26 protein-coding genes are annotated in these 23,635 nt (G+C 63.0%); 14 read left to right on the top strand and 12 right to left on the bottom strand.

Translation table 11 applies throughout. The features are described from left to right. Nucleotides 1-3 precede the first annotated feature (3 nt). The gene (locus ACDA63_RS10855; RefSeq protein ID WP_373663257.1) at nucleotides 4-735 is read left to right on the top strand and encodes an HAD family hydrolase; all 732 of its coding nucleotides are present in this window, start codon (nucleotides 4-6) and stop codon (nucleotides 733-735) included. A 72-nt stretch (nucleotides 736-807) separates the two neighbouring features. On the opposite strand, the gene rpsI is transcribed toward ACDA63_RS10855, so the two are convergent. The 4 genes from rpsI to ACDA63_RS10835 form a co-directional block, all read right to left on the bottom strand. Beyond that, complete coding sequence (gene rpsI / locus ACDA63_RS10850) at nucleotides 808-1,203, bottom strand: 30S ribosomal protein S9 (protein WP_373663256.1); 396 nt, start codon at nucleotides 1,201-1,203, stop codon at nucleotides 808-810. A 12-nt stretch (nucleotides 1,204-1,215) separates the two neighbouring features. Next, complete coding sequence (gene rplM / locus ACDA63_RS10845) at nucleotides 1,216-1,644, bottom strand: 50S ribosomal protein L13 (RefSeq protein WP_373663255.1); 429 nt, start codon at nucleotides 1,642-1,644, stop codon at nucleotides 1,216-1,218. Nucleotides 1,645-2,271: 627 nt separating this feature from the next. Further along, on the bottom strand, nucleotides 2,272-2,739 hold the full coding sequence (gene rnhA / locus ACDA63_RS10840) for a ribonuclease HI (RefSeq protein WP_373663254.1): 468 nt from the start codon (nucleotides 2,737-2,739) through the stop codon (nucleotides 2,272-2,274). Nucleotides 2,740-2,822: 83 nt separating this feature from the next. Then, nucleotides 2,823-3,545, bottom strand: coding sequence for a class I SAM-dependent methyltransferase (locus tag ACDA63_RS10835; RefSeq protein WP_373663253.1), 723 nt, complete (start codon nucleotides 3,543-3,545; stop codon nucleotides 2,823-2,825). Between the two features lie 67 nt (nucleotides 3,546-3,612). On the opposite strand from ACDA63_RS10835, the gene gloB reads away from it, so the two are divergent. From gloB to pabB, 3 genes are all read left to right on the top strand, one after another. Beyond that, a complete protein-coding gene (gloB, locus tag ACDA63_RS10830) occupies nucleotides 3,613-4,380 on the top strand; it encodes a hydroxyacylglutathione hydrolase (protein ID WP_373663252.1) in 768 nt (255 codons plus the stop codon). Between the two features lie 106 nt (nucleotides 4,381-4,486). Beyond that, nucleotides 4,487-5,806, top strand: coding sequence for a transglycosylase SLT domain-containing protein (locus tag ACDA63_RS10825; RefSeq protein ID WP_373663251.1), 1,320 nt, complete (start codon nucleotides 4,487-4,489; stop codon nucleotides 5,804-5,806). A gap of 76 nt (nucleotides 5,807-5,882) precedes the next feature. After that, a complete protein-coding gene (pabB, locus tag ACDA63_RS10820) occupies nucleotides 5,883-7,691 on the top strand; it encodes an aminodeoxychorismate synthase component I (protein WP_373663250.1) in 1,809 nt (602 codons plus the stop codon). Between the two features lie 15 nt (nucleotides 7,692-7,706). On the opposite strand, the gene ACDA63_RS10815 is transcribed toward pabB, so the two are convergent. From ACDA63_RS10815 to ACDA63_RS10805, 3 genes are read right to left on the bottom strand one after another with little or no spacing between them, the layout of a single operon-like run. Next, the gene (locus ACDA63_RS10815) at nucleotides 7,707-9,980 is read right to left on the bottom strand and encodes an EAL domain-containing protein (protein WP_373663249.1); all 2,274 of its coding nucleotides are present in this window, start codon (nucleotides 9,978-9,980) and stop codon (nucleotides 7,707-7,709) included. Nucleotides 9,981-10,031: 51 nt separating this feature from the next. After that, on the bottom strand, nucleotides 10,032-10,322 hold the full coding sequence (locus tag ACDA63_RS10810) for a 4a-hydroxytetrahydrobiopterin dehydratase (protein ID WP_373663248.1): 291 nt from the start codon (nucleotides 10,320-10,322) through the stop codon (nucleotides 10,032-10,034). A 26-nt stretch (nucleotides 10,323-10,348) separates the two neighbouring features. Beyond that, nucleotides 10,349-13,978, bottom strand: coding sequence for a DUF748 domain-containing protein (locus tag ACDA63_RS10805; RefSeq protein WP_373663247.1), 3,630 nt, complete (start codon nucleotides 13,976-13,978; stop codon nucleotides 10,349-10,351). A 155-nt stretch (nucleotides 13,979-14,133) separates the two neighbouring features. Here ACDA63_RS10805 and ACDA63_RS10800 point away from each other — a divergent pair, with 155 nt between their 5' ends. The 5 genes from ACDA63_RS10800 (at nucleotide 14,134) to ACDA63_RS10780 (ending at nucleotide 17,672) form a co-directional block, all read left to right on the top strand. Continuing rightward, nucleotides 14,134-14,940: a UDP-2,3-diacylglucosamine diphosphatase gene (locus ACDA63_RS10800; protein ID WP_373663246.1), complete on the top strand. Its 807-nt coding sequence runs from the start codon at nucleotides 14,134-14,136 to the stop codon at nucleotides 14,938-14,940. Nucleotides 14,941-15,159: 219 nt separating this feature from the next. Then, entirely contained in the window at nucleotides 15,160-15,639 is a 480-nt protein-coding gene (locus ACDA63_RS10795) for a type II secretion system protein (protein WP_373663245.1), read from the top strand. A gap of 11 nt (nucleotides 15,640-15,650) precedes the next feature. After that, a complete protein-coding gene (locus ACDA63_RS10790) occupies nucleotides 15,651-16,157 on the top strand; it encodes a type II secretion system protein (protein WP_373663244.1) in 507 nt (168 codons plus the stop codon). A gap of 78 nt (nucleotides 16,158-16,235) precedes the next feature. After that, nucleotides 16,236-17,264 carry a Gfo/Idh/MocA family protein gene (locus ACDA63_RS10785; protein WP_373663243.1) on the top strand — a complete coding sequence of 343 codons (1,029 nt, stop codon included), beginning with the start codon at nucleotides 16,236-16,238 and terminating at the stop codon, nucleotides 17,262-17,264. A gap of 153 nt (nucleotides 17,265-17,417) precedes the next feature. After that, nucleotides 17,418-17,672, top strand: coding sequence for a hypothetical protein (locus tag ACDA63_RS10780; protein WP_373663242.1), 255 nt, complete (start codon nucleotides 17,418-17,420; stop codon nucleotides 17,670-17,672). A gap of 72 nt (nucleotides 17,673-17,744) precedes the next feature. Here the strand turns inward: ACDA63_RS10780 and ACDA63_RS10775 are convergent, their stop codons facing one another. From ACDA63_RS10775 to ACDA63_RS10760, 4 genes are all read right to left on the bottom strand, one after another. Continuing rightward, nucleotides 17,745-18,365, bottom strand: coding sequence for a lipocalin family protein (locus ACDA63_RS10775; protein ID WP_373663241.1), 621 nt, complete (start codon nucleotides 18,363-18,365; stop codon nucleotides 17,745-17,747). 67 nt (nucleotides 18,366-18,432) lie between these two features. Next, nucleotides 18,433-18,591, bottom strand: a complete 159-nt coding sequence (locus ACDA63_RS10770) for a DUF1328 family protein (protein WP_373663240.1) — start codon at nucleotides 18,589-18,591, stop codon at nucleotides 18,433-18,435. 144 nt (nucleotides 18,592-18,735) lie between these two features. Beyond that, nucleotides 18,736-19,308 carry a hypothetical protein gene (locus tag ACDA63_RS10765; RefSeq protein WP_373663239.1) on the bottom strand — a complete coding sequence of 191 codons (573 nt, stop codon included), beginning with the start codon at nucleotides 19,306-19,308 and terminating at the stop codon, nucleotides 18,736-18,738. Between the two features lie 141 nt (nucleotides 19,309-19,449). Further along, nucleotides 19,450-20,886: a CHASE3 domain-containing protein gene (locus tag ACDA63_RS10760; RefSeq protein WP_373663238.1), complete on the bottom strand. Its 1,437-nt coding sequence runs from the start codon at nucleotides 20,884-20,886 to the stop codon at nucleotides 19,450-19,452. Between the two features lie 146 nt (nucleotides 20,887-21,032). Between ACDA63_RS10760 and ACDA63_RS10755 the strand changes: the two genes are divergently transcribed. From ACDA63_RS10755 to ACDA63_RS10735, 5 genes are all read left to right on the top strand, one after another. Beyond that, a complete protein-coding gene (locus ACDA63_RS10755) occupies nucleotides 21,033-21,194 on the top strand; it encodes a DUF1328 domain-containing protein (RefSeq protein WP_373663237.1) in 162 nt (53 codons plus the stop codon). A 54-nt stretch (nucleotides 21,195-21,248) separates the two neighbouring features. Next, nucleotides 21,249-21,812, top strand: coding sequence for a bacterioferritin (locus ACDA63_RS10750; protein WP_373663236.1), 564 nt, complete (start codon nucleotides 21,249-21,251; stop codon nucleotides 21,810-21,812). A gap of 36 nt (nucleotides 21,813-21,848) precedes the next feature. Then, complete coding sequence (locus tag ACDA63_RS10745; protein ID WP_373663235.1) at nucleotides 21,849-21,995, top strand: entericidin A/B family lipoprotein; 147 nt, start codon at nucleotides 21,849-21,851, stop codon at nucleotides 21,993-21,995. A gap of 60 nt (nucleotides 21,996-22,055) precedes the next feature. Beyond that, entirely contained in the window at nucleotides 22,056-22,694 is a 639-nt protein-coding gene (locus tag ACDA63_RS10740; RefSeq protein ID WP_373663234.1) for a response regulator, read from the top strand. Between the two features lie 73 nt (nucleotides 22,695-22,767). Further along, nucleotides 22,768-23,223, top strand: coding sequence for a response regulator (locus ACDA63_RS10735; protein ID WP_373663233.1), 456 nt, complete (start codon nucleotides 22,768-22,770; stop codon nucleotides 23,221-23,223). Nucleotides 23,224-23,254: 31 nt separating this feature from the next. Here ACDA63_RS10735 and ACDA63_RS10730 read toward each other — a convergent pair. Next, a partial coding sequence (locus ACDA63_RS10730) for an EamA family transporter (protein WP_373663232.1) occupies nucleotides 23,255-23,635 on the bottom strand: 381 nt, incomplete at its 5' end.

The raw sequence follows: 23,635 nt of genomic DNA, 5'->3' as shown, positions 1-23,635 counted from the left end.
GCCATGAAACAGAGCACCTCCCCCATCAAGCTCATCGCCTTCGATGCCGACGACACGTTGTGGCGCTGCCAGGACTATTTCGATGCGGCCCAGATCGAGTTCGAGCGACTGCTGTCCCGCTACATCGACATCGGCAACACACGCGTGGCCGAGCGACTGCTGGCCGTGGAGCGCGCCAACATCGCGCTGTTCGGCTATGGGGTCAAGGGTATGGCGCTATCGATGATCGAAGCGGCAATCGAAATGACGGATGCGCGAATCACGGCGTCGGATTTGCATCGCATCGTCACCATCGCCAAGGAGATGCTGACCCATCCGGTCGAATTGTTGCCGGGAATCCGCGAGGCGGTGCAGGCCATTGCCGACGTCCATGACGTTGTGTTGATCACCAAGGGCGACCTCTTTCACCAAGAGGCCAAGATCGCGGCCTCCGGCATGGCGAAACAATTCCGCCGCATCGAAATCGTCAGCGAAAAGGACGAGGCGACCTACGCAAGGCTGCTGGAGCAGTTCGGCATTGGTGCGCACGAGCTTCTCATGATCGGCAACTCGTTGCGCTCGGACATCCTGCCAGTCCTCGCCCTGGGCGGATGGGGTGTGTACATGCCCTATCACACCACCTGGCAACACGAAGCCGGCGAGGAATGCCCGGCTGATCACGCCCGCCTTGCCTGCGCGAGCACGCCCGCCGATCTGCCGGCCGCAGTAGCCGAACTCGTTCGTCGCGCGGGCTGATCCGGCGGAATAGACAACAAAAAACCCGCCGGCTTTCGCGGGCGGGTTTTTGGGTACAGCGTCCGAAACGGATTAACGCTTCGAGAATTGCTTGCGGCGACGGGCCTTGTGGAAGCCGACCTTCTTACGTTCGACTTCACGGGCATCGCGAGTGACGTAGCCGGCCTTCTTCAGCGACGACTTCAGCTCAGGATCGAAATCGATCAGGGCGCGGGTGATGCCGTGACGCACGGCGCCGGCTTGACCCGATTCACCACCACCCGACACGTTGACCATGATGTCGAAGCGATCGACGGTCTCGGTCAGTTGCAGCGGTTGGCGCACGATCATGCGACCCGTTTCGCGCGAGAAGAATTCGTCGACCGGCTTGCCGTTGACGACGATCTTGCCGGAACCGGCCTTGATGAACACACGGGCCACCGCGGTTTTGCGACGACCAGTGCCGTAGTTATATTGTCCGACGGGCATGTTTGCTCCTGATTAGATCTCAAGCGCTTGCGGTTGCTGCGCAGCGTGCGGGTGTTCACCGCCGGCGTAGCACTTCAGCTTCTTGAGCATGGCGTAACCGAGCGGGCCCTTGGGCAGCATGCCCTTCACGGCCTTCTCCAGCACGCGCTCAGGGAAGCGTTGTTGCAGCTTGGTGAAGTTGGTTTCGTAGATACCGCCCGGGTACCCCGAATGGCGGAAATACTTCTTGTCATTGGCCTTGTTGCCAGTGACGCGCAGCTTGTCGACGTTCACGACGATGATGAAATCGCCCGTATCGACGTGCGGCGTGTAGATCGCCTTGTGCTTGCCGCGCAGGCGGTGAGCAATCTGGCTGGCCAGACGGCCAAGCACCTTATCGGTCGCATCGACGACGTACCAGTCGTGCTTGACCTCATGGGGCTTTGCGGAAAACGTACCCATTTCAACTTCCTTTTGAGTTTCTTGGAAACCTTGTTGTTGTAGCTTTGGCCGAGGGGACAAGCCCAAGCGAACGACCAAAGCAAGACACTCCCCGACTTGCGGGAAGCACGCGACTATAGAACGAATGCCAAGCGCTGTCAAACAAGGGACAGCCAACGTGTGGCAGAAGGTCCGGCCGGGACGCTCCCGTGGGGGAACGTCCGGAAAAGACAAAAAAAAACGCAGCTCGGTGAGAGCTGCGCCAAGTCCACACCAAAGGAGGAGGGTGGAGGAGACACCGTTGGGATCGGTTTCGGGTCAATCACAAAACACGATCAACATGGATTGCATTATGACTATCGAGCTTGTGCAACGCAAGATCAAAAAGCCGATTTGTCAGTCAAATCTTTCTATCCCGAGATAAGTCTTGCTTATGTAATGTATCAAGATGTAATGCCTTAATTTATATGGAACTTTTCGGCATTCATTTTATCGCGGCAAGCCTGCTGCTCCAGCCACGATATTCGTGCAAAACCGATATGAGCGGACATATTATCGCATTGCAGCATATGCTCGAAAGCTACCGTTACCTCATTCTGGTAATTATCTGCGGCGCGGGCATGTTTTGTGCCCGTCGGTACGTAATTGTCATGCCGCCTCGCTATCGACGGCGCGTCCTGCGCTGCGAGCGGCATCTGCCCCACGGCGGGCGAGCGCATCGGCCCGCTCGTTCTCAACATGCCCTGCATGACCGCGCACCCACAGCCATTGAATCTGGTGCCTTGCCGCGGCTTCATCGAGCGCTCGCCAGAGATCTTCATTCTTGACCGGTTTCTTGTCGGCTGTCTTCCAGCCCCGAGCTTTCCAGCCGTGAATCCACTCCGAGATCCCTTTCTGCACATATTGGGAATCGGTATGCAGACGAACCGATACGGGGCGCTTGAGCATATTGAGCGCCCGGATGACCGCCATCATCTCCATGCGATTGTTGGTCGTCTGCGGCTCTCCGCCCCATAGTTCCTTCTCGGCGCCGTTGGCACGCAGGATGGCGCCCCATCCGCCCGGCCCCGGATTTCCGCTGCAGGCGCCGTCGGTAAAGATGTCTACTTGGTCCACGTGTGATCAAAGAGAAGGAATCAGAAGGCCGGCAAGACTAGCGCGGGCCGGCGCCGCTGCCAATGCGCCAGCACGAAGAAAATTCAGCGGGGCGAAGGGTTACGCGACCGCTGCGCCACGGGCACCATGGCTTTCTTGCGGCTGTCGGCCTCGCGCCACGATGGCGTGATGAGCCGCATCCCTTGTACGCGCTTGATGGCCTGGATCATGTAAGCGCCGCCGGCAAAGGGCCACCAGCGATCGCCCGCGGCATCCATGAACGACCAGCGCCGCAGCCATGGTTCGGTGCTCACAGGCGGGGCATAGCAGCCGAAGGCGCCGGCATGGGTCTCAAAGCTGAGCAGGCTCAGCCAGTCCTTGAGGCGAGGCACCGACAGATACTGGCCCACCCACGGCATCTGCCCGAGATTGCCCGCAAGACCGCGACGCAGCCCCCACAGGCTGAACGGATTGAAGCCGGAAATGATCACGCTGCCTTCCGGCACAAGCACACGCTCCACTTCACGGAGAATCTGATGCGGCAGATCGGCGAATTCCAGCACGTGGGGCAGCACCACGAGATCCAGGCTCTGCGTCTCGAAGGGCAACTCCGTTGGAGCACAAAGCACGGCGCCCCCCTCCTCCGACGCATGAAAGCGCAGGGGCATGCGGTTGTTGCGCAGGAAGTCGTGGCCCGGCAAGCCGACCTGCACGGCGTTGTAGCCGAACACATCGGCCACCACCAGATCGAACTTGTGCTGCTCCCATGCCAGCAAATATTGGCCACGGGGCGTGTCGAGCCACTCTTCAAAGGCTTGCATCAACATAGGCGTATTGGCGCGGGCATCAGATCGCCATGATGCGCCCTTTCGAGCGCGCCCTTACAATGAATGGATGAGAATTGTCCCCATCCCCGCTTTCCGCGACAACTACATCTGGGCCTTGTGTGCCGATGGCCGCTGCGCCGTCGTCGATCCGGGCGAGGCGGCACCCGTCATCGCCTTCATGGAACGCGAAGGCCTGTCACTGGCAGCCATCCTGGTCACACATCGTCATAACGACCACGTCGGCGGCGTACTGGACCTGCTCGCCCGGAGCCCGGGCGTTCCCGTCTTCGGGCCTGCTGCCGAACCGATTCCTGGCCGTGCCCATGCGCTGGTCGACGGCGACACCGTTGATCTGGATTCGCTCGGACGCTACCGCGTGATGGACGTTCCGGGCCACACCGAAGGCCACATCGCCTATGTCGGCGAAGGCGCACTCTTTTGCGGCGACACACTGTTTGCGGCGGGGTGTGGAAGGCTGCTCGGCGGGACAGCGCCGCAGCTTCACGCGTCACTGGCCCGGCTGGCATCGCTGTCCGGCGAGACACGCGTGTACTGCGCCCACGAATACACCCTCTCCAACCTGCGCTTTGCACGGACGGTCGAGCCCGACAACCCTGCCCTCCTGGCCCGACAGCAAGCCTGCGCGGACCTGCGAGAACGTGGTCTGCCTACCGTTCCTTCCACGATCGATCAGGAACGGGCCACCAACCCCTTCCTGCGCAGCAGGCAACCGGCTGTCAGGGCAAGCGCTGAAAATCATGCGCAGGCCGCCCTCGAAGACGACTTGGCGGTATTCACCGCGCTGCGCGCCTGGAAAGACAATTTCCAGGGTTGATGACTCGCCGGGCGGTTGCCGCCCATCCGCAGATTTGATGCAGAAAGACCACACTCGGCGCATGTTTGGCTAGAATGCGGCATCCTCAGAATTCCGGCCCACGCGAATGAAACCCTATTTTCGCCTCATAGGAGTCACCGCGTTGCTGTGGGGCTCCGCCCATGCCGCGGAAGTGACTGCTGCAGCCAGTGCAATCCCGGCCAACGCCACTGGAGCCTTGAGCTCGTTCCTGGCGGCCAATCCCGCTCCCGCCGACGTACCCGTCAAACCGGCGCGAATCGAAACCCTTGACCTGACCAGTCAGGATGCGGACATCTGGTCGCGCATGCGCAAGGGTTTCGGCATGGCCGACCTGGACAACGACCTCGTCCAGACCCATGAACGGTGGTATCTGTCGCATCCGCAAGCGCTTAAGAACACGCTCGAACGCGGCGGCAAGTACCTCTTCCATATCGTCAGCGAACTCGAAAAGCGCGGCATGCCGACCGAACTGGCACTGCTGCCGATGGTCGAGAGCGCGTACAACCCGATGGCCCAGTCGCCAGCCAAGGCCGTCGGCCTGTGGCAGTTCGTACCATCGACCGGCAAGGACTTCAATCTGCAGCAGAACTGGTGGGTCGATGAGCGTCGCGACATCGTTGCCTCCACCAACGCCGCGCTGCAGTACCTGCAGGCCATCTACGAGATGCACGGCGACTGGCAACTGGCGTTGGCCTCGTACAACTGGGGCGAAAATGCGGTTGCCCGTGCCATTGCCAATAACAAGGCAGCCGGCAAGCCGACCGACTACAACAGCCTCACCATGCCGCAGGAGACGCGCAATTACGTGCCGAAGCTGCAGGCGCTCAAGAACATCATCGCCCACCCCGACCAATACAACCTCGCACTGCCCAGCATCCCCAACCAGCCGTACTTCACCACCGTCGACAAGCCGCAGGGCATTGACGTGGCGCTGGCGGCCAGGCTGGCAGAAATGCCGGTGAGCGAATTCCTGTCGTTCAACCCCAGTTACAACCGCCCGGTCATTCCCGGTAGCCAGACTTCGCCGCTAGTGCTGCCGGTGACGAACGCTGCGCGTTTCCAGGCCAACCTGGCAAACCACGACGCGCCGCTGGTCAGCTGGCAGACCTATGCCCTGCCCCGCAGCGCGCGGATCGAAGAAGTCGCCCGCCAACTGCACATGGCCGTGGATTCGCTGCGTTCCGCCAATGGTTTGCCCGCCCGCGCGCGCCTCGCCGCCGGCTACATCCTGCTGATCCCTTCGGCAGCCGCCGAGAATCTGCAGAACGCGATCAAGGCGGTGCTGCCTGAACGTGAAGAACGTGCGGTATCGGTCAAGGAAAATACCCCGCGCAGCGGCGTGACCCCCACCAAGACCAAGGCACGTCCAGTCAAGGCCGCCAAGCCCGTCAGCCACCGCCGATAAAGCGTTTCGCGCTATTGGCGTCACGACAGAGCCGCGCTATCTTGCGCGGCTCTCGTCTTTTGAGCCCTGCCTTTTCATGTCGCCACCGCCACGGCTCGCCGAACTGACACGCTTTGCACTGCTCGAAGACAATCTCGCTGCGGAACCGCGCGCGGCACTTCTTCACGGCGCATGCGAATACCTGCGGTGCGAATGGCCACACGATCCACGCTCGAGCCTGGAACGCATCGAGCGCTGGCAAGCCGAGGGGTGGTACGTAGCCTTCGCAGGGCATTTCGAACTCGGCTATGCACTGGAGCCTCGTTTACAGACGCGATTGGTCAACGGGCAGTGCCTGCTGGAGGCATGGGCCTTTGCAGAACGCACCGAGCTCAGCGGCGCGGCGCTGGCGCAATGGTGGGCGGAGCAGCTCGCCACACTCACACCGCAAGCCGCCGAAGCCGGTCTGCTCATGCTGAAGCCGGGTGTCGATCAATCCACCCATGAGCAGCGCATCCAGCAAGTGCTGGATTACATCGACGCGGGCGATTGCTACCAGGTGAACCTCACCTTTGCGTGGCACGGCCAGGCCTTTGGGAGTCCGATCGCGCTGTTCTCGCGTTTGCGTGACGCGCAGCCCGTCGAATATGGCGCGCTGATTCGCGACGCTGACCATTGGATTCTGTCTCGCTCGCCGGAGCTTTTTGTCGCAAGGCGTGGGGACCGCCTCGCCTGCAAACCCATGAAAGGCACCGCGCCCCGTCACGACGACGTCGTGCGGGATGCCGCCAACGCTGCCGCTCTGGCAGCGTCGGACAAGAACCGCGCCGAAAACCTGATGATCGTCGATCTCATCCGCAACGATCTCGGCCGCCTGGCACCCGCCGGTGGCGTACACGTGGCGCGATTGTTCGAGCTGGAGCGCTACGCCACCGTGTACCAGCTCACCTCGACGATTCTTGCCGAACCCGTCGACCGCTCACTGAGCGAAGTGCTCCGCGCGCTGTTCCCCTGTGGCTCCGTCACGGGCGCGCCGAAGATCCGGGCCGAAGAAATCCTCAACGATCTCGAAAGCGGGCCACGCGGCATCTATTGCGGCGCCTTGGGCGAGTTGCTGCCGGGCGGCGATTTTGCGCTCAACGTACCCATCCGCACGCTCACACTGAAGGGGGACGCCTGCCGCCTCGATACGGGTGGCGGCATCGTGGCTGATTCCGTTCCGGCCGATGAATTTGCCGAATGCATCGACAAGGCCCGCTTCACGCACGTATTGACTGAAGGCATCGGTCTGATCGAGACGATGCGCTACGACGCCACCACGCGGAGCATCCCTCTGCTCGAACGCCATCTCGCACGACTCACCGCCTCGGCCCACGCGCTGCACTTCGTACTGGACACGGACGCCCTGCGCGACCGTGTTGGCGAATTGTGCGGGACGCTGACGGTAGACAGCCGCGTCCGCCTGCAATTGGCCCGCAATGGGAGCGCCACATTTACCCACGCACCGCTCGATGCCCTCACCGGACCACAGACAGTCAGCCTCGCGCCCTTCGCGCTCAACGCGGCCGACGCCCGGTTGCGCCACAAGACCACCGCCCGTGTCTTCTACGATCGCGCACTACGCGACGCGATGAGCGCCGGGCATTTCGACGTACTGTTCTTCAATGCGGCGGATGAGCTGTGCGAGGGCGCTCGCAGCAATGTCGTCGTCGACATCGACGGGCACCTGTACACGCCTCCGCTCAAATGCGGACTGCTGCCGGGCGTGATGCGCGCAAAGCTGCTGGACGATGGGGTCGTTCAAGAACGAACCCTATCGCGCGCGGCGCTGTTCGATGCAAATCGCGTATGGGTCGTCAACGCGTTGCGCGGGATGGTTCCGGTCGTCGTCGCGGGCCGCGATTAGCGCCCACCGCACTGGCTACAGTCCGTTGCGTTCCACCAGCCAGGCGTCGAAGGTTTCCGCTGTCATGGGCTTGCCGAAGTAGAAGCCCTGCATGTAATCGCAGCCCAGCTCCAGCAAGGCATGCTTCTGCGCCTCGTTCTCGACGCCTTCGGCCAGCACTTCGACACCGCGACTACGGGCCAGCATGATGATGCTGGCCACCACCGCGCGATCGCTGGACGAACGCGCGACGTCCGCGACAAAGCTGCGGTCGATCTTGATGAGATCGGCCGGCATGCGCGTGAGTTGCTGCAGCGACGAGAATCCCGTGCCGAAATCGTCGATGGCAAAGCGCACACCCATCGCGCGCAATGCCGCCAATCGCGTGCTGAGCGCCTCGTGAGCCTCGAGCCCGACCGATTCGGTGATCTCCAGCGTCAGGTCGACGGCCGGAACATCGGCCAACTGAAGTGATGCGCGCAGGCGATCGACAAACTCGTCCGAGCGCAGTTGCACGGGTGAGATATTCACCGACATGCGCAACATGCCCAGCCCGCGGCTGCGCCAGTCCGACATGCGCTCCAGCGCCTCTTCGAGAACCCATTGACCGAGCTCGTTGATCATGCCGGTGCGTTCGGCCAGTGGAACGAAGCGCTCGGGCGAGATCATCTCGCCATAGTCGCCGCGCCACCGCAGCAACGCCTCGACACCGAGCACCTCGCCGGTACGGCCGTTGACCTGCGGCTGATAGTGCACCGCCAGTCCGCGACGGAAGTCGATGGCAGCGCGCAGGTTGTGCAGCAAGGCGACGCGATCGCGGACTTCCTCCGACATCGCACGCGTAAACACGCTGCTCGTCACGCCGCCCGCCTGCCGCGCTTCGTTGAGCGCCAGATTGGCGCTGCGCAACAGTTCCGCCGCACTGTCGTGACCGTCGCCCGCACGCACGATGCCAAGGCGCACCTGCACCGAAAGTGCATGACCATGGACGAAGAACGGGGCTTCAAAAGCGTGCCGGATGACATCCGCATCGATGTGCGTGGGGTCGCCATACATGGCAAATGCGTCGCCTGAAATGCGCGCAATGATGACCTGCACGCCAACCGTCGCCCGCAAGCGCTTGCCGACCGCCATCAGCAAGGCGTCGCCACAACGATGGCCGAGCGCGTCGTTGATGTCCGAGAAGCGCACGATGTCCGCGATTGCCAGGCAGTGCGCCGCAGGTCGATCCGCCAGCAGGATCTTGTCGACGTCTGCCACGAAACGCGCGCGATTGGGCAGACGCGTCAGCGGATCGAAGAAAGCAAAGAAATCCAGCCGCTCGAAAAGATCGACGTTCTCGAAACCGGCCGAGATGCTGGTGGCGAACACATTGAGCAGGCGGCGCTCCACGTCGGACAGCATGCGTCCGGCATCGAAGCACGCGACGGCATCGCGCGTCATGCTGCCCAGCCACAGCGTCACGACCGGGCCATCGACCACCACCGTTCGCGCCGCGCGACAGCGTCGCACTGCACGGATGAGCGTACCGTCGCCGCTCTGTTCGACGTAGCGCTCCTGGCTGCCTGCAAAACGTCCCGTGGCGCAGATCACGCGCAGCATCGAAGCGCTCGCATCGTCATCGACCGAGTCGCCCGCGCATACCGCGCCATTCGAAGGACAGCTCAGCAACTGGCCGAGTCGTTCCAGCAACATGCTGGCGAAAGCGTGCGAGGAACGGACGCGGAACAGCTCGGTCGCCGAGCGCACGATGAGCGACAGGCCACGATTGTTCACCACCGCGGCTTCGAGCTGCGCGTAGGCACGGATCGCCGCCGTCAGCGTGGTGATGAGCCGCGTCTGTGTCAGTTCGGATTTGGTGCGGTAGTCGTTGATGTCGAAGCGGCGGATCGCATCCAGCTCCGGCGCGTAGCCGGGTTGCCCGGTACGCAGCACGATGCGCAGGGTATTGAGGCCGATTTCTTCGCGGATCGTCTGCACCAATGCCAGGCCGGCATCCGGCGTTTCCATCACCACGTCGAGCAACACCACAGCGATGCCCGGTTCGCGCATCAATATCTGGCGCGCCTCGGCGGCGCTGCGGGCGGTCAGCAGTTCGAGCCCGCACCCATCGATGTCGATGCCGCGCAGCGCGAACGCCGTCGCGCGGTGCACCTCATCGTCGTCGTCGACCATGAGCACGCGCCAGCGGAACCCACCGTCGGAATACGCGGGAATGTCGGGGAGTTCGTCCTCTTCGAGGAAAAGCAGCGGGTCGTCCGCGACCTCTGGCGCCTCTTCAGGCACAGAGGCCGGCGTGTCGCCGCTCATGTGCGCAGCCCTGCACGGTCGAAGAACAACATCGGGTCCGGCTGCATCGCGTCACGCCGCCCTGTCGCAGAAGCGCGCCAGCTCAATGTCCAGCGCCGTGATGCCGTTGGCGTCGTGCGTGCTCAACAGGATGTCGACGCGGTTGTAGACATTCGACCATTCAGGGTGGTGATCCAGCTTTTCGGCCATCATCGCCACCCTTGCCATGAAGGCGAACGCTGCGTTGAAATCGTCGAAACGGAAGCTGCGCTGGATTGCCTCGCGCCCCGGCACGCCGCGCCATTCGGGCAGCGTGGCAAGCGCTTCGGCCAGCTCTTCAGATGTCAGTTTGCTCGGTCTCATGTCGTGCCTCCTGTGGACGCCCCCGCTTACTCGAGCGAAAAATCCACCCTCGACGGTCTTGCCGTCTTGTTCTTCTCGTCACTGCCGAGTTGTACGGCCAGCACGAAAATCCTTTCGGCTGGCACTTTGCCCTGGTCGATCAACCAATTGCGCACGCGCTGGGCCCGCTGGTTGGCCAGCGAGCGGAGCTCTTCTTCGCCGATCTGGATGTGGTCCAGGATGAGCTTTTCCATTTCCGCCGCAGGCAGCGACTTGGAAAATCCGATCATGTTCTTCGGCTTATCGAAACGTTCGCCATCATAGACCGTTGTCAGTAGATGTGGCATTTCTTCAGCGGTGATCGGCAGATCATCGACTGCGCCGACAGACTGCCCCCGCCGCACCATTTCGTTGGCCTTGACCGCACGCATGCGCGCGTTGAGCGTCTCGCGCTTGAGGCCGGCGACGTCGGTGGCGGCATCCGCCCGCCCCGTCACCTGCAAGCGCAGTGCCGGCCGATCAAGGAGCGCCTTGGACAGCGCCTTGAGTTTTTCTTCGGCGCCCGCGGGCAGGCGCGACTCGCCCGGCGCGAATTCGATGTACGACAGTTCTTCGGGGTTGCCGCCGCTGAACACCGATCCGAGCAACGAGAACGGCGCGGTCACCGCCTTGCCGATGAGATTGACGATCACTCGAACGATCAAGCCGCCGACGCTGAATTCCGGGTCATCCAGCGTTCCGCTCACTGGCAGGTTGATGTCGATGACGCCATTGCGATCCTTGAGCAGGGCAACGGCCAGCAACACCGGCAGCTTGGTGGCGGTCGGGCTGTCGACGTGCTCGCCGAAAGTGAGCTGGTCGATATAGACCTGGTTCTGTGCGGTCAGCTTGCGTTCGCGAATCTGGTAGTCCAGCTTCATCGACAGCTTGCCCTTGTCGATGCCATAGCCGACGTACTTCACCGCATAGGTCGACACGCTCGTGAGGTCCACATCATCGACCTGCGCCTTGATGTCGAGGTAGCGATCCTGCCTGAAAGGATTTAGCTCACCCACCACCGCCACGGGCGCGGCGTGGTCCACGGCCGCCTTCAGGTCGAGCTTGGCCACCGAAGCCTGATCGGACGACAGTCCCGATAGCGTGCCGTTCACCTCGGTAAGGTTGGCGTCGAAATTCGGGCGTACCAGTCGGTCACTGTAGTTGATGTTGCTGTCGGTGATCGCGATGCGGTCGATGCGCACCTTGATCGGCTGGGACGGTGGCGCCACGGTGGTGCTGCCCGAGCTGGTGGCCGGGGCCGGCTCCACCTTTTGCTCGGGCTGGTTCGCATAGCCTTCCATCGGCTGCGCCACTTCACGCAGATTGATGTTGCCGTCGGCGCTCAGGATCAGGCGCGAATACGCAGCATCCAGACGGATTTCGCTGGCTTCGACGCTCAGCGGTGACAGACCGGTCCGCAGGCGCGTGACCTGCAGATTTTTCCAGCGCACGAAATCGGTGTTGTTGACACGGTCCAGTGAATTGAACCCGGTGACGCTGACATCCCCCGCAAAGGCAACTTGCGGCGCATCCGACTTCGTCAGATCGAAGTCCACGGTGCCCTTTACGTTGGCACGCCCCTGTGTGATCAGCACACGATATTCGCGATCCACATAGGGCTGCGCGGCCAGCAGATTGATGTTGCGCAGGTCCACGGCCATGCGCCCCTTGGCCGGTTGCGGCTGCACGTTGCCCGTCATCTGGATCGACCCGGTGTTGTCCGACCGGGCCTTGAAGGCGATCGACACCGGCTTCTTGCCATCGGTGGCGTATTCGCCGACTTCGAGCCCGATGCGATCCAGAAGGGTCACGACGCGCGTTGTGCCGTACTGGTTGTCAAAGCGCAGCGCCCAGTTGTCGATACGGGTGCTGCCCACGCGCACTTTCCACGGCTGGGCGGGCGCGCTGCTGGCGGCGGCCGGGGTCTGCTTTTGCGACTGTGGCCACATGGTGAGAATGTCGAAGTCGCCATTGCGGGCGCGTCCGACCTCCCACTGCGCATCGCGACTGCTGACACGGTCGACCGAGAATTCTCGCTTGGCAGGCGCCACGGCGAGACCTTCCAGCGCCAGCTCGGCCAGCTTGAGCGTTGGACGGCGGCTGTTGCGCGCCGCGACATTCACGTCACTGACGCGCAACTTGCCTTCGTGCAGCGCAAAGCCGGCGTCCTTGCCTTCAGGGACGAAACTGAACGCACTGCTCGCCTCCACCATGCCGCCGATGGCAACGTCGCCTGCCGCGTCGGCGAAGTACGGCCGATACCGATCGACGTTGGCGCCGGCGAGCGCGAACTTGCCGTTGGTCTTGAAGTGGGCATCGAAGCTGCCGTCGATGCTGAGCGTCTCGCCCGCATCGGACTGAGCCTTCAGGCTGACGACAGCCGGCGCTGCCTGGGGCGAGAGATCGAACCCCTTCAGGCTCGCTTCGAGTTTGCCGAGCGTCGCATTGAATCCCTTCGGCACCGCCTCGTCGTGCCAGCGGACTTCGCCATTGGCGATGGCGACCTCGCCCACGTGGATTTTCGGCGCCGGCGCAGGTTTTGCGTCGGCGGCCGGCTTGGCTGGCGCTTTTCCTTTGCCGCCCAGCCCCGCCAGATTGATACTGCCGTCGGAACGACGGCTGACGGCCAGTTGCGGTCCATCGAGCGCTACGCGCGCAAGGTCGAGCTCCAAGGGCTGAGCGAGCGGCGCCAGGCGCTTGATGTCGATGGCGAGCTTGTCGAACGCCAGCAATTGCGCGCCGCCAGGTTCGTCGATACGCGCATCGGTCACATCCAGCCTGCCGGAGAGAACCAGCGTCTGTCCGCCTTCATGCGGCTGGGTCCACACGGCGTCGATGTCGACGCCCAGCTTGCCCTGGCGAATCTTTACCGGCAGCGAATCAGGCGCGTAGGCCAGGTACTGCGACACCTCGAACGGCGCCAGCGCAAGCTTGATATCTGCCTCGCGCCGATCGGCGAACGGACGCGCCCGCCCGGCCAGGGTCAGGCGAGAGCCATTGACGACAGCGTCGAGCTTGGGCTGGACGTAGGTTTCGACCTTCGCCGGCATGTTCGATACAAAAGGCACGCCGATGTCGATGTGCTCGACGAGGTGTTTGACGCCGCTGACGCGGTCATCGATGCTCACGCGGCCTTCATGCAGTTCGATATTGTTGAGCGAGAAACGAACCGGCTCGCCCGTATCGGGCGACTTGGGACGCGCGTTGATGCGATCGACGATATCGGAAAAGTTGTAGCGGTTATCCGGCAGCCGTACGAGATGGACGTCCAACTGCTCGATCTGGACCCGCTCGAGGACGGGGCCGCGAAAGATCGAACTCAACTGAAGATTGGCGTAGGCGCGGCCGAGCTTGACGAAGTCAGCCTTGCCGTCGGGTTCCGCGATGCGCAGGCCATCCACCGCGGCACTGAGCATCAACGGGTTGAACGACACGCGTTCGACGGTGACGGTACGGCCCAGCAGCTCGGTCAGTTGTTTCTGTGCCTGCCACTTGGCCAAAGGCGGCACGGCCAGGAAGCCGATCACCACCAGTACGACGAATATCCCGATAGCCCACAGGGCGATGCGAGCAGCCTTCGCACGGCGTCCTGCGGGAATGCGAGAAAGAAGCTTGCGCGGTTCGCTCAGGTCGATCATCGGAAAAGACTACCAGCGCTTACGGATTCAGTGAAGTCATAGCATCAACAGCGCGCCTTTCGGAAGACGGGCTTTCCAGCGCTGCAAAGCGTCATACAGGCGTCACACGCAGCCGTTAGCGTGCCGATCCATGATCACTATCCATGCGGCGTGATATGCCGCGAGTCCGCTCGATCTTCCTGTCCGACATTCATCTCGGCACGCGGGGCTGCCAAGCCGACAGCCTTCTGGATTTCCTCCGACATTTCGATTCGGAATATCTCTACCTCGTTGGCGACATCATCGATTTCTGGGCGATGAGCCGGAGCATTCACTGGTCGCGCCACCAGAACACGTTCGTACAAAAGGTGCTGCGCCGGGCACGCAAAGGGGTGAATGTCATATTCATTCCCGGCAATCATGACGAAGCGCTACGCGAATACTGCGAAAGCGCGTTCGGCGACATCGTCCTCAGGTGCGAGGACGTTCACGTCACCGCCGATGGGCGCCGCTTTGCCCTGCTCCACGGCGACGAATTCGATCAGGTCACGCGCTACCACAAATGGGTCGCCGTGCTGGGGGACGTCGCCTACAACCTGCTGGTGCGCATCAATACGTGGCTGTCGCTGGTCCGCCGCACGCTGCGCATGCCCGGTTACTGGTCGTTGGCGGGTTACGCCAAACGCAGGGTCAAGAAAGCGGTGAGCTTCATCTTCGATTTCGAAGACTGCGTCGTGCGCGGCATGCGCGAACGTCAGGTCGACGGCGTCATCTGTGGCCACATTCACGCCGCAGCCATCAAGGAGATCGGCGGCATCACCTACGTCAACTGCGGCGACTGGGTCGATAGCTGCACAGCCATCGTCGAACACTTCGACGGCCGACTGGAACTGATCGACTGGCGCCAGCATGCTCCGCTCTACGCGGATTCGCCTGACGATGTCGATGCTGCGCCTGCCCCCGTCGCGCAAGCCATGGCGTGATCCTTCGCCTTATTTCATTGCCACAAATTCAACGGCATGAGCGCCCAGGTCGGGCCATACCCGGCCAAGAAGCGTCCGTCCACTGATCCTCCGCTGAAACGCACCCCACCCCGATCTTCACGCCCGGGGGTTGTGCGTTGTCTTCGTTCGTACCCCGCGCTCCGCCATCTGCCGCATTGCAACTTGACCACCGGTTGGCGACCGTTACCATCCACGCCCATGCTGCTCCGCAACCATTCCGGCTTCACGTTGATCGAACTGCTCGTCACGCTGGCCATCCTCGGCTTGCTGGCGACCATCACCGTGCCCCTCGCGCAAGTGTCGCTCCAGCGTCACAAGGAGCAAGAACTACGCATCGCGCTGCGCGAGATCCGCACCGCGCTGGACGACTACAAGCGCGCTTCCGAGCAAGGCATCATCGCCACGACGGTCGGGGGCAGCGGATACCCGAAGACGCTCGACGATCTCGTCACCGGCGCAAAGGATCAGCGCAACGCTGCGGGACGGCGCGTGTACTTCTTGCGCCGCGTACCGCGAGACCCGTTTGCCGACGACCCGTCCGTGCCCGACGTCGCCACCTGGGCGCTGCGTTCGTACAGCAGCGATGCCGAAAATCCGCGCGAGGGCGAGGACGTCTACGACGTCGCATCGAAGTCCGAACTCATCGGACTCAATGGCGTGCCCTACCGCAAATGGTGACGGCGGATCGCATGCGGCGGCCGGCCGGCTTTACCTACATCGGGCTGCTCATCCTGCTGGCCGTCATCGGGCTCGCCGCCGCGGCCACGGTGCAGGCCGGTTCCATCGCACAACGCCGGCAGGCCGAAGACGAACTGATTTTCGTCGGCCTGCAATTCAAGAAAGCGCTGCGCGCCTACTACGAATCCACGCCAGCCGGCTCGGCGATGACGGCCCCGCGCAAGCTTGAAGACCTGCTGCGCGACCCACGCTATCCCTTCACGCGGCGCTACCTGCGCAAGCTGTACGACGACCCGCTCACCGGCTCCAGCGACTGGGGAATCATCCGCAGCGGAGATGGCGGCATCGTCGGCGTCTATAGCGAAAGCCTCGACAAGCCGATCCGCATGGCCAACTTCCCCGACGAGCTCTTCTACTTCGAGGGCAAGAAGAGCTACCACGACTGGGTATTCGTCTACGGCGTCGTGTGCCAGAACAGTGGCTGCGAGTTGCCGCCGCAGAACGCCTTCGGCCCCTGAACGACGCTTTCCGCTTGGCAAGCGCGGGCGAGGTCGGCAAGAATGCGCGCCGACCACGAACCCTCCCGAGGCAACTCCATGAGCAGTTACCCGCAATTGCGCTTCGGCGTCATCGGCATCGACCACCGTCACGCCTACGACCAGGTCGGCAGCCTGCTGCGCGCCGGTGCCCATTGCGTCGGCTTCTACAGCGCGACCGAGCCGAAGACACTCGCAGGATTCACCGAACGCTTTCCGGACATCCCGCGCGTCGACGATCCCGCCCGCCTGCTTGAAGACCCGTCGATCCATCTCATCGTCAGCGCCGCCATCCCCGACGAGCGCGCCGATGTCGGCATCAGCAGCATGCGGCACGGCAAGGATTTCATGGCCGACAAGCCCGGCGTGACCACGCTCGAACAACTCGAACGCGTGCGCGCCGTGCAACGCGAAACAGGTCGCATCTACACCATCAACTTCACCGAGCATTTCGAGGTACGCGCCGTCACACGCGCCACCGAGCTCATCCGCGCAGGCGCCATCGGCCGCGTGATCCATACCGTGGGGCTGGGGCCGCACCGCTTCAATCGTCACCTGCGCGACACGTGGTTTTTCGACCCGCGACGCTATGGCGGCATCCTGTGCGACATCGCCTCGCACCAGATCGAGCAGTTCCTGCACTTCACGCAGGCGACGGACGCTCGCATCGTCGCTGCGCGATGCGGCAACGTGGCACATCCGCAAGACCCGGGATTCGAGGACTTCGGCGAAGTCATGCTGGCGCACGACACCGCCAGCGCCTACATCCGTGTGGACTGGTTTACGCCCGACGGACTCGCCACCTGGGGCGACGGCCGTCTGACCATCGTCGGCACCGACGGCTACATGGAGCTGCGCAAGTACATCGACATCGCCGGACGTGCCGGCAAGGATCACCTGTTCCTCGTCGACGGCAAGGGTACGCGCCACATCGATTGCTCGGACGCGGCCCTGCCCTACTACAGCGACCTCACCCGCGACATCTTCGAACGCACCGAGACCGCCATGCCGCAGGCGCACTGCTTCAAGGTCTGCGAACTGGCATTGACTGCACAGGCCGTGGCGGAAAAGTTGAAGCCCGCAATGTAAGGGCGTCGCGCCCGCGTGAGACCCGCGCCGCTCGGCCTGTCGGAGCGCGCCGACGGCGTCATGCAGATTCGCCGACATGCAAGCCCCAAGTCGGCGCTTAGCATGGAATCGTCGTCCCGCCGCCGGTGGGGCCCGCATATGAAGGAGAACGACATGCTGATTCGGACCAGAACCCTGCCGAGCGCCTCGCAATCCCTCAGCGACGCCGCGGCCTCGCTGCAGGCTGCTGCCCACGCCGTGCAGGCAACTACTTCGGAACGCCTGGTGGCCGCCCGCAGCGCGGTCAATCGCTCGGCCCTGAGCGCGCAGGCGTATGTTCACGAAAATCCTTGGCGCATCGCTGGCGCAGCGGCCGGTCTGGGACTTCTGGCCGGCGTACTCCTGGGCGCCGGCCGCCGTCATCTGTAAGGCCAAGCCCCCGTCAGCAAAAACCCCGCAGTGCGGGGTTTTTTGTTGCGGCGTTGAATGAGCGATACCCGTTCAGCGCAGAGTGGTCGCGTTCTGGCCGACGTCGGTATTGCGGGTCGAGTGCGTGTCGTGGACGAGGTTGTCGATGTCGAAGCCGTCTTCACGCGCCCGCACCAACAAACGGTGCAGCACGCTCGACGTCAGTTCGGGTTCGCGCGACAGAACCCAGAGGTATTTCCGGTCAGGGGTACCGACCAGCGCATAGCGATACGCTGAATCGAGTTCGAGAATCCAGTAGTCGCCCTTGGTAAAGGGCAGCCACGATAGCCATTTCGGCAGGAAGCTGACATCGAGCTGCCCGATACCCGGCTCGACCACCTCGGCAACGCCGCGCGCTTCGTCGACGGCGCCGCCGGCGTCGCGACAGCGATTGACGACGGTGATGCGCCCATCCGCGCGGGCGGCGTATTCGGCCGTCACGTCGGAGGCGCAATCGCGCTGGAAGCGATTGGGTAGCCGCACGATCTCGTACCATTTGCCGACGTACCGCTCCACCTGGAATCCCACGACGGGCATCAGCGGGGCGTCATCTTCCTCGGCGGCCGAGCCTGACACAGGCAACCACATCAGCGCGCCGCACGCGACCGTCGCCAGCGTGGCGGCGCACCAGATGCGCAGTTCGCTCGTCAGCATGATGCCTCCACGCCGATTTCACCGAAAAAGGCCGCCCGAACGGCGGCCGATGCCATGTTGGCCTGCGTCATCCGCGGCGCCCCATCAGCAGCGAGACAACTGTCAGGACCAGGAACACGACGAAGAGAATCTTGGCGATCCCGGCCGCACCGGCAGCGATGCCGCCGAAGCCGAACAGGGCCGCCACGAGGGCGATGATGAGAAAAACCACAGCGTAGTGCAGCATGATGTCTCTCCTTGCCGGATCGCCTCAGCCGGGGCCACGGCGATCAATGGGAATCTAGACCAGCACCGGATCGGCGACTGTAGTCGCCACCGGCCCCACCGTGTCGGCGTCCGCCGACACGGCATGGTGCGGGTTGGGCCCGCCTTACGAACCGTAACGGCTACGAACGTCGCTCAGACAATTGGTCTTGGCGTCGCCCGCAAGGCGGTCACACTTCTCCTTGGCCAGGTCGCGCTCTGCGTCGCGTTTCTTGTTTGCGGCCTGTTGATCGGCCTTGGCCGCGGTCGCGTTCTCATCGCGACGGGCGTCGGCCGTCTTGCGACTGGCTTTGGCATCAGCCTTGGCCTTCTCCTCGGCCGTCTTCGCGGCCTGCACACATTCGTCCTTGGCCTGTCCGGCCTTGTCGTCGCAACGTTCCTTGGCGACGCTGTACGTGGCTTCGGCACGCGCGACCTGAGCGTCGTAGCGAGCCTTCTCGGTACCCTTGGTCGCCGCTTCCAGGTCGGCGAGTGCAACCTTGCGGTTGGCCTTGGCCTCTTCGACGCAGACGTCCTTGCCGTTGCCGGACAAGGTATCGCACTGCTTCTTGGCAGCGTTGTACGTATCTTCGATCTGGTTGCGCGATTGCTTTTCCTGTTCGGTGGCGGCATTCGCGGCAAAGGGCAGCACGCTCAGCGCGAGAACACAGGCAATCGCGGTAGGTTTGATTGTCTTCATGCTGGGTCTCCTGCGTAGTTGGAATCGAGCCGGCGTGGTGACTGCCGGTTGATGCCAGTATGGAGAAGCCCCAGCCGCGGACTTATCGGACGCCCGCCCGGTGGCCGTGGGATTGGCGCGGCTCGGTGGTCGGCTCCACTCCTACGCGGACGGTGCCGCCACGGGCTCCAGCGGCAGGGTGACGGTGATGGTGGTGCCCGCGCCGGGGGCCGAGGACAGGTTGAGGTCGCCACGCAGGGCGGCCACGCGTTGCCGCATGCCGCGCAGGCCGTGGCTGCGCAGGCGACGCACGTCGGTGTTGGCCATGCCACGGCCGTCGTCCGCAATGCGGATATGCAGTGTGTTTTCTTCTGCCCGGAGGCGCAGCGACACATTGCGGGCCTGCGCGTGGCGTTCGATGTTGGTGAGCGCCTCTTGCACGATGCGGTAGATCGCCACCGACTGTTCGCGCGTGAGCACCGGCAGGTCGTCGCTCAGCTCGGTCTGGATACGGACCTCGCTACGGTGGGAGAAGTCCTCCATCAGCGATTCGAGCGCCGGCACCAGACCCAGGTTGAGCAGTGCCGAGGGGACCAGCCCTTCGATGATGCGCCGCTTGAGCGCCACGCCCTGGTCGAGGTGTTCGAGTACGCGTTGCAGCTTGGCAAGCACTTCAGGGGCGAGGTCCGGCGCCTTGCGGCGGACCCACGCAACGTCCATGCGCGACGCGGTGAGAATCGCGCCCAGTTCATCGTGCAGTTCGCGCGCCAGCATCGATTTTTCTTCCTCGCGTGCGCCCTGCAGGTGCGAAGCCAGTTCCGACAGTTCTTCCGTACGCTCGCGCACGAGCGAATCGAGCCGGGCGGATTCGTCGCGTTCGCTTTCCAGTTCGCGACGCACCGAGCGCAACAACACCAGCACCAGCAGAATGTTCAGCGCCACGGCGAAAGTGACGGCCAACCGCTGGAAGCGCAGGTCGTCCTGCCAGCGGCGGGCGTGCTGATTGGTACGCGCCTCCTCCAGTTCGAGGAGCGTGTTGATGGCGCCTCGAATGCGGTCTGCATTGACCTTGCCGGCGTCAGAGTTGAGCATGGCCAGCGCCTGCTCTTCGCGGCCGGCGTCGAACAGGGTGATCGTGGCGCGAAGCTCGTTGAATTTGTCGTCGACACGCTGCTGCAGCGCGTCGATCAGCGCCAGCCGTTCGCTGTCGCCCGCGCTCATCTGGCGGATGCGTTCGATCACCTCAGGCACTCTCGGGAAGGCTTCCAGGTATGGATCGAGGTATTCGCGCCGCCGCGTGATCAGGTAGCCGCGCTGCGCGGTCTCTGCGTTGGTGGCAAGCCAGCCCAGCGTGTAGAGCTCGCGACGCAGTTCATATGAATGGCGGATCTGGGCAACGACGTCGCCCAAGCGCTCATTGCCCAGTTCGGCAATGGCGATGCACGCCACGCCGGCGATGACGCACAACGGTGCGGCAAGGCGGAACGCGGCAGCCCGGCGCAGGATGCTGCGCGGGAACTCCAATACTTCATCGCCGGCAGCGTTGGCGGCCTTGAAGGCGCCCTTGAGGCTGGCGAGCTTGCGGGGGGTCTGGTCCATCTTCTCTCCACGTAGGAGCTGTCTTACACCGTTTCTAAGCCGCTGCCTACAGGTCGCGGCAGAGCATCTCGATAATCTGCAATCGTCATCTTGCGTCATCGTCGCAGTGCCGTATATGCGACGAACACCGACAAAGGAGAACGATCATGCTGCATTACGCAGCGGTCTTCCTGGTCATCGCGCTGATCGCCGCCGTCTTCGGTTTCGGAGGCATTGCGGCCGGCGCGGCCGAGATCGCAAAGATACTGTTCTTCATTTTCATCGTACTGACGATCGTGAGTTTCATCGCCAGCCTGCTGCGCCGATGACGCCACACCCGACCCACGACGCGCGCTGAAAGGCGCGCACGCAGGAGATCAGTCATGAACATCAATGCCCAAGTTCCTTTGTCCAACCAGCGTGGCGATTTCGTCCTGGACGTGGAAACCATCCGCCAGCGCGCCCGCGACAACATGACCGATGGGGCCGTGACCTCATCGTATGGCAAGGATCGCGACATTGCCGTCCGCGTGCTGAACCAGGCGCTGGCCACGGAGATCGTGTGCGTGCTGCGCTACAAGCGCCACGCCTTCATGGCCCAGGGGCCCAATTCGGAACCCATCGCGGCCGAGTTCCACACCCACGCCTCCGAGGAACAGGCCCACGCCGACCAGATTGCCGAGCGCATCGTGCAATTGGGCGGCGAGCCGGATTTCTCGCCCATCGGGCTGCTCGACCGTAGCCATTCCGAATACGAACCGGGCAAGAACCTGCGCGACATGCTTCGCGAAGACCTCATCGCCGAGCGCATCGCCATCGATACGTACCGCGAGATGGTGCGCTGGTTCGGCGACGATGACCCCACCACCCGCAACATGCTGGTTTCGATCCTCGCCAAGGAAGAAGAACACGCCGACGACCTCAAGGACCTGCTCTCCAAAGAGTAATCCGGCGCCCCAACCCAACCGAGAAGGAGAAACGTCATGCTGAAGAAAATCATCGCTCCTGTGCTGGCTCTGATGATGATTGCCATTACCGGCTGCAACACCATCGAAGGCGCTGGCAAGGATATCGAACGTGGCGGCGAAAAGGTGCAGGACACCGCCAAGGATACCAAGCAGAAAATGTGACGCGGCGCGCCAGCGGTGTCAAAATCGCCGCTGCGCCCTGTCACCCATGCGGAGACCTCTATGACGAAACACCGCGTACTGATTGGCGACGACCACCAGATCGTACGCAATGGCATCCGGCAGCTCATCGAGGATGAGCCCGACCTGGAAGTCGGCGGAGAAGCATCCACCAGCCTCGAAATCCTGGCCACACTACGCGACGGCCACTGGGATCTCGTGTTGCTGGACATCGCCCTGCCCGATCGCAGCGGCGTCGACACGTTACGGCTGATCCGCAATCTGCACACCGACCTGCCGGTGCTCATCCTGTCCGGGTACCCGGAAGACAAATACGCCGTCAACCTCTTGCGCGCTGGTGCCAATGGCTACGTGCGCAAGGACGCCGAGCCCGAGGACATTCTGCGCGCCATGCGCGTGGTGCTCCAGGGCCGTCGCTATCTGTCGCCGGCCTTGTCCGACCTGCTGGTCAACCGGCTCGACGGCGACGCCAGCGGACCTCTGCACCACGACCTGTCGCAGCGTGAATTCCAGGTGCTGTGCCAGCTTGCCTCCGGCAAGACGGTGTCGCAGATTGCCGACGAACTGTTCCTCAGCGTCAAGACGGTCAGCACGTATCGCACGCGCATCCTCGAAAAGCTCAACATGCAGACCAATGCCGAGCTCACCTACTACGCCATCAAGACCGGTCTGATCAACTGACAATGCGTGTAGGTTTCCGTCCGATTAACGCGGCGTGTTCCATGCGGAATACTGTCTTCACGAGGAACAACTCGTGAGTGACATCGACATGAACCTATCCGCCAACAGCCCTCTTGACGCCTCTGCCTCCGCGCCCCGCCCGGCGCTCAGGCCTGTGCAGGTGCTGCTGGTGGAAGATTCGCCCGTCATCCGCGACAGCCTCATCGATCTGGTCGAATCCGACCATCGCTGCATGGTGGGCCGGACGACCGATGGCGAGACGGAAGCCCGCGCCGCACTGCAAGGGCATGACTTCCAGATCGCCATCATCGACCTGCAATTGCGCGAAGGCAGCGGCCTGAACGTATTGTCATGGCTGCAACACCAGCCGGACCCGCCGCTGCGCATCGTGCTCACCAATTTCGCCGAGCCGCGCGTACGCGCGCAATGCCTGGCTCTCGGTGCGGATTACTTCTTCGACAAGTCGCGCGAATTCGAAGAAGTCTCGACCGCCATCGACCGTTACCTCTCGACGCTGGACAACATCTGAAGGCGCCCCTCCCGGGACGCCCTTCAACAGCTCAGTTGCGCGCCGTCTCGCGCGTCACCAGCCAGATACCGCCGCACACGAGCAGCAGCGCGATACCGTTCTTCAGTTCGAAGATGCTCTCGTTCAGGAAGATCGCCGACAACACCGCGCCCGATACCGGGATGAGGAAGTTGAACGGCGCCACCATGCCGACGCGGTTGTACTTGAGCAGAATGCTCCACAGTGCGAACGCTGCCGACGACAGCGCGACCAGATACGCCAGCAACGCCGTCGACGCCACGCCAAAACCGTGCAGTTCGCCGCCCGTGGCGTAGCCCGCCACCGTCAGCGCAATGCCGCCGATGGAAAGCTGGTAACCCGTCATGACGACGGAATCCATACCCTGCGACACCTTCTTGCCGTAGATCATCCC

Source organism: Uliginosibacterium sp. sgz301328 (assembly GCF_041807905.1).
Classification (GTDB): Bacteria; Pseudomonadota; Gammaproteobacteria; order Burkholderiales; family Rhodocyclaceae; genus JBGVSA01.
This window is presented reverse-complemented; position numbering and strand designations above follow the sequence as displayed.

Bases quoted from the DNA above. Each gene is read 5' to 3' on its own strand.
- ACDA63_RS10855 (WP_373663257.1), top strand. From the start codon at position 4: ATGAAACAGAGCACCTCCCCCATCAAGCTCATCGCCTTCGATGCCGAC.
- rpsI (WP_373663256.1), bottom strand. From the start codon at position 1,203: ATGCCCGTCGGACAATATAACTACGGCACTGGTCGTCGCAAAACCGCG.
- rplM (WP_373663255.1), bottom strand. From the start codon at position 1,644: ATGGGTACGTTTTCCGCAAAGCCCCATGAGGTCAAGCACGACTGGTAC.
- ACDA63_RS10835 (WP_373663253.1), bottom strand. From the start codon at position 3,545: ATGTTGATGCAAGCCTTTGAAGAGTGGCTCGACACGCCCCGTGGCCAA.
- gloB (WP_373663252.1), top strand. From the start codon at position 3,613: ATGAGAATTGTCCCCATCCCCGCTTTCCGCGACAACTACATCTGGGCC.
- ACDA63_RS10825 (WP_373663251.1), top strand. From the start codon at position 4,487: ATGAAACCCTATTTTCGCCTCATAGGAGTCACCGCGTTGCTGTGGGGC.
- pabB (WP_373663250.1), top strand. From the start codon at position 5,883: ATGTCGCCACCGCCACGGCTCGCCGAACTGACACGCTTTGCACTGCTC.
- ACDA63_RS10815 (WP_373663249.1), bottom strand. From the start codon at position 9,980: ATGAGCGGCGACACGCCGGCCTCTGTGCCTGAAGAGGCGCCAGAGGTC.
- ACDA63_RS10810 (WP_373663248.1), bottom strand. From the start codon at position 10,322: ATGAGACCGAGCAAACTGACATCTGAAGAGCTGGCCGAAGCGCTTGCC.
- ACDA63_RS10805 (WP_373663247.1), bottom strand. From the start codon at position 13,978: ATGATCGACCTGAGCGAACCGCGCAAGCTTCTTTCTCGCATTCCCGCA.
- ACDA63_RS10800 (WP_373663246.1), top strand. From the start codon at position 14,134: ATGCCGCGAGTCCGCTCGATCTTCCTGTCCGACATTCATCTCGGCACG.
- ACDA63_RS10795 (WP_373663245.1), top strand. From the start codon at position 15,160: ATGCTGCTCCGCAACCATTCCGGCTTCACGTTGATCGAACTGCTCGTC.
- ACDA63_RS10790 (WP_373663244.1), top strand. From the start codon at position 15,651: ATGCGGCGGCCGGCCGGCTTTACCTACATCGGGCTGCTCATCCTGCTG.
- ACDA63_RS10785 (WP_373663243.1), top strand. From the start codon at position 16,236: ATGAGCAGTTACCCGCAATTGCGCTTCGGCGTCATCGGCATCGACCAC.
- ACDA63_RS10780 (WP_373663242.1), top strand. From the start codon at position 17,418: ATGCTGATTCGGACCAGAACCCTGCCGAGCGCCTCGCAATCCCTCAGC.
- ACDA63_RS10775 (WP_373663241.1), bottom strand. From the start codon at position 18,365: ATGCTGACGAGCGAACTGCGCATCTGGTGCGCCGCCACGCTGGCGACG.
- ACDA63_RS10770 (WP_373663240.1), bottom strand. From the start codon at position 18,591: ATGCTGCACTACGCTGTGGTTTTTCTCATCATCGCCCTCGTGGCGGCC.
- ACDA63_RS10765 (WP_373663239.1), bottom strand. From the start codon at position 19,308: ATGAAGACAATCAAACCTACCGCGATTGCCTGTGTTCTCGCGCTGAGC.
- ACDA63_RS10760 (WP_373663238.1), bottom strand. From the start codon at position 20,886: ATGGACCAGACCCCCCGCAAGCTCGCCAGCCTCAAGGGCGCCTTCAAG.
- ACDA63_RS10755 (WP_373663237.1), top strand. From the start codon at position 21,033: ATGCTGCATTACGCAGCGGTCTTCCTGGTCATCGCGCTGATCGCCGCC.
- ACDA63_RS10750 (WP_373663236.1), top strand. From the start codon at position 21,249: ATGAACATCAATGCCCAAGTTCCTTTGTCCAACCAGCGTGGCGATTTC.
- ACDA63_RS10745 (WP_373663235.1), top strand. From the start codon at position 21,849: ATGCTGAAGAAAATCATCGCTCCTGTGCTGGCTCTGATGATGATTGCC.
- ACDA63_RS10740 (WP_373663234.1), top strand. From the start codon at position 22,056: ATGACGAAACACCGCGTACTGATTGGCGACGACCACCAGATCGTACGC.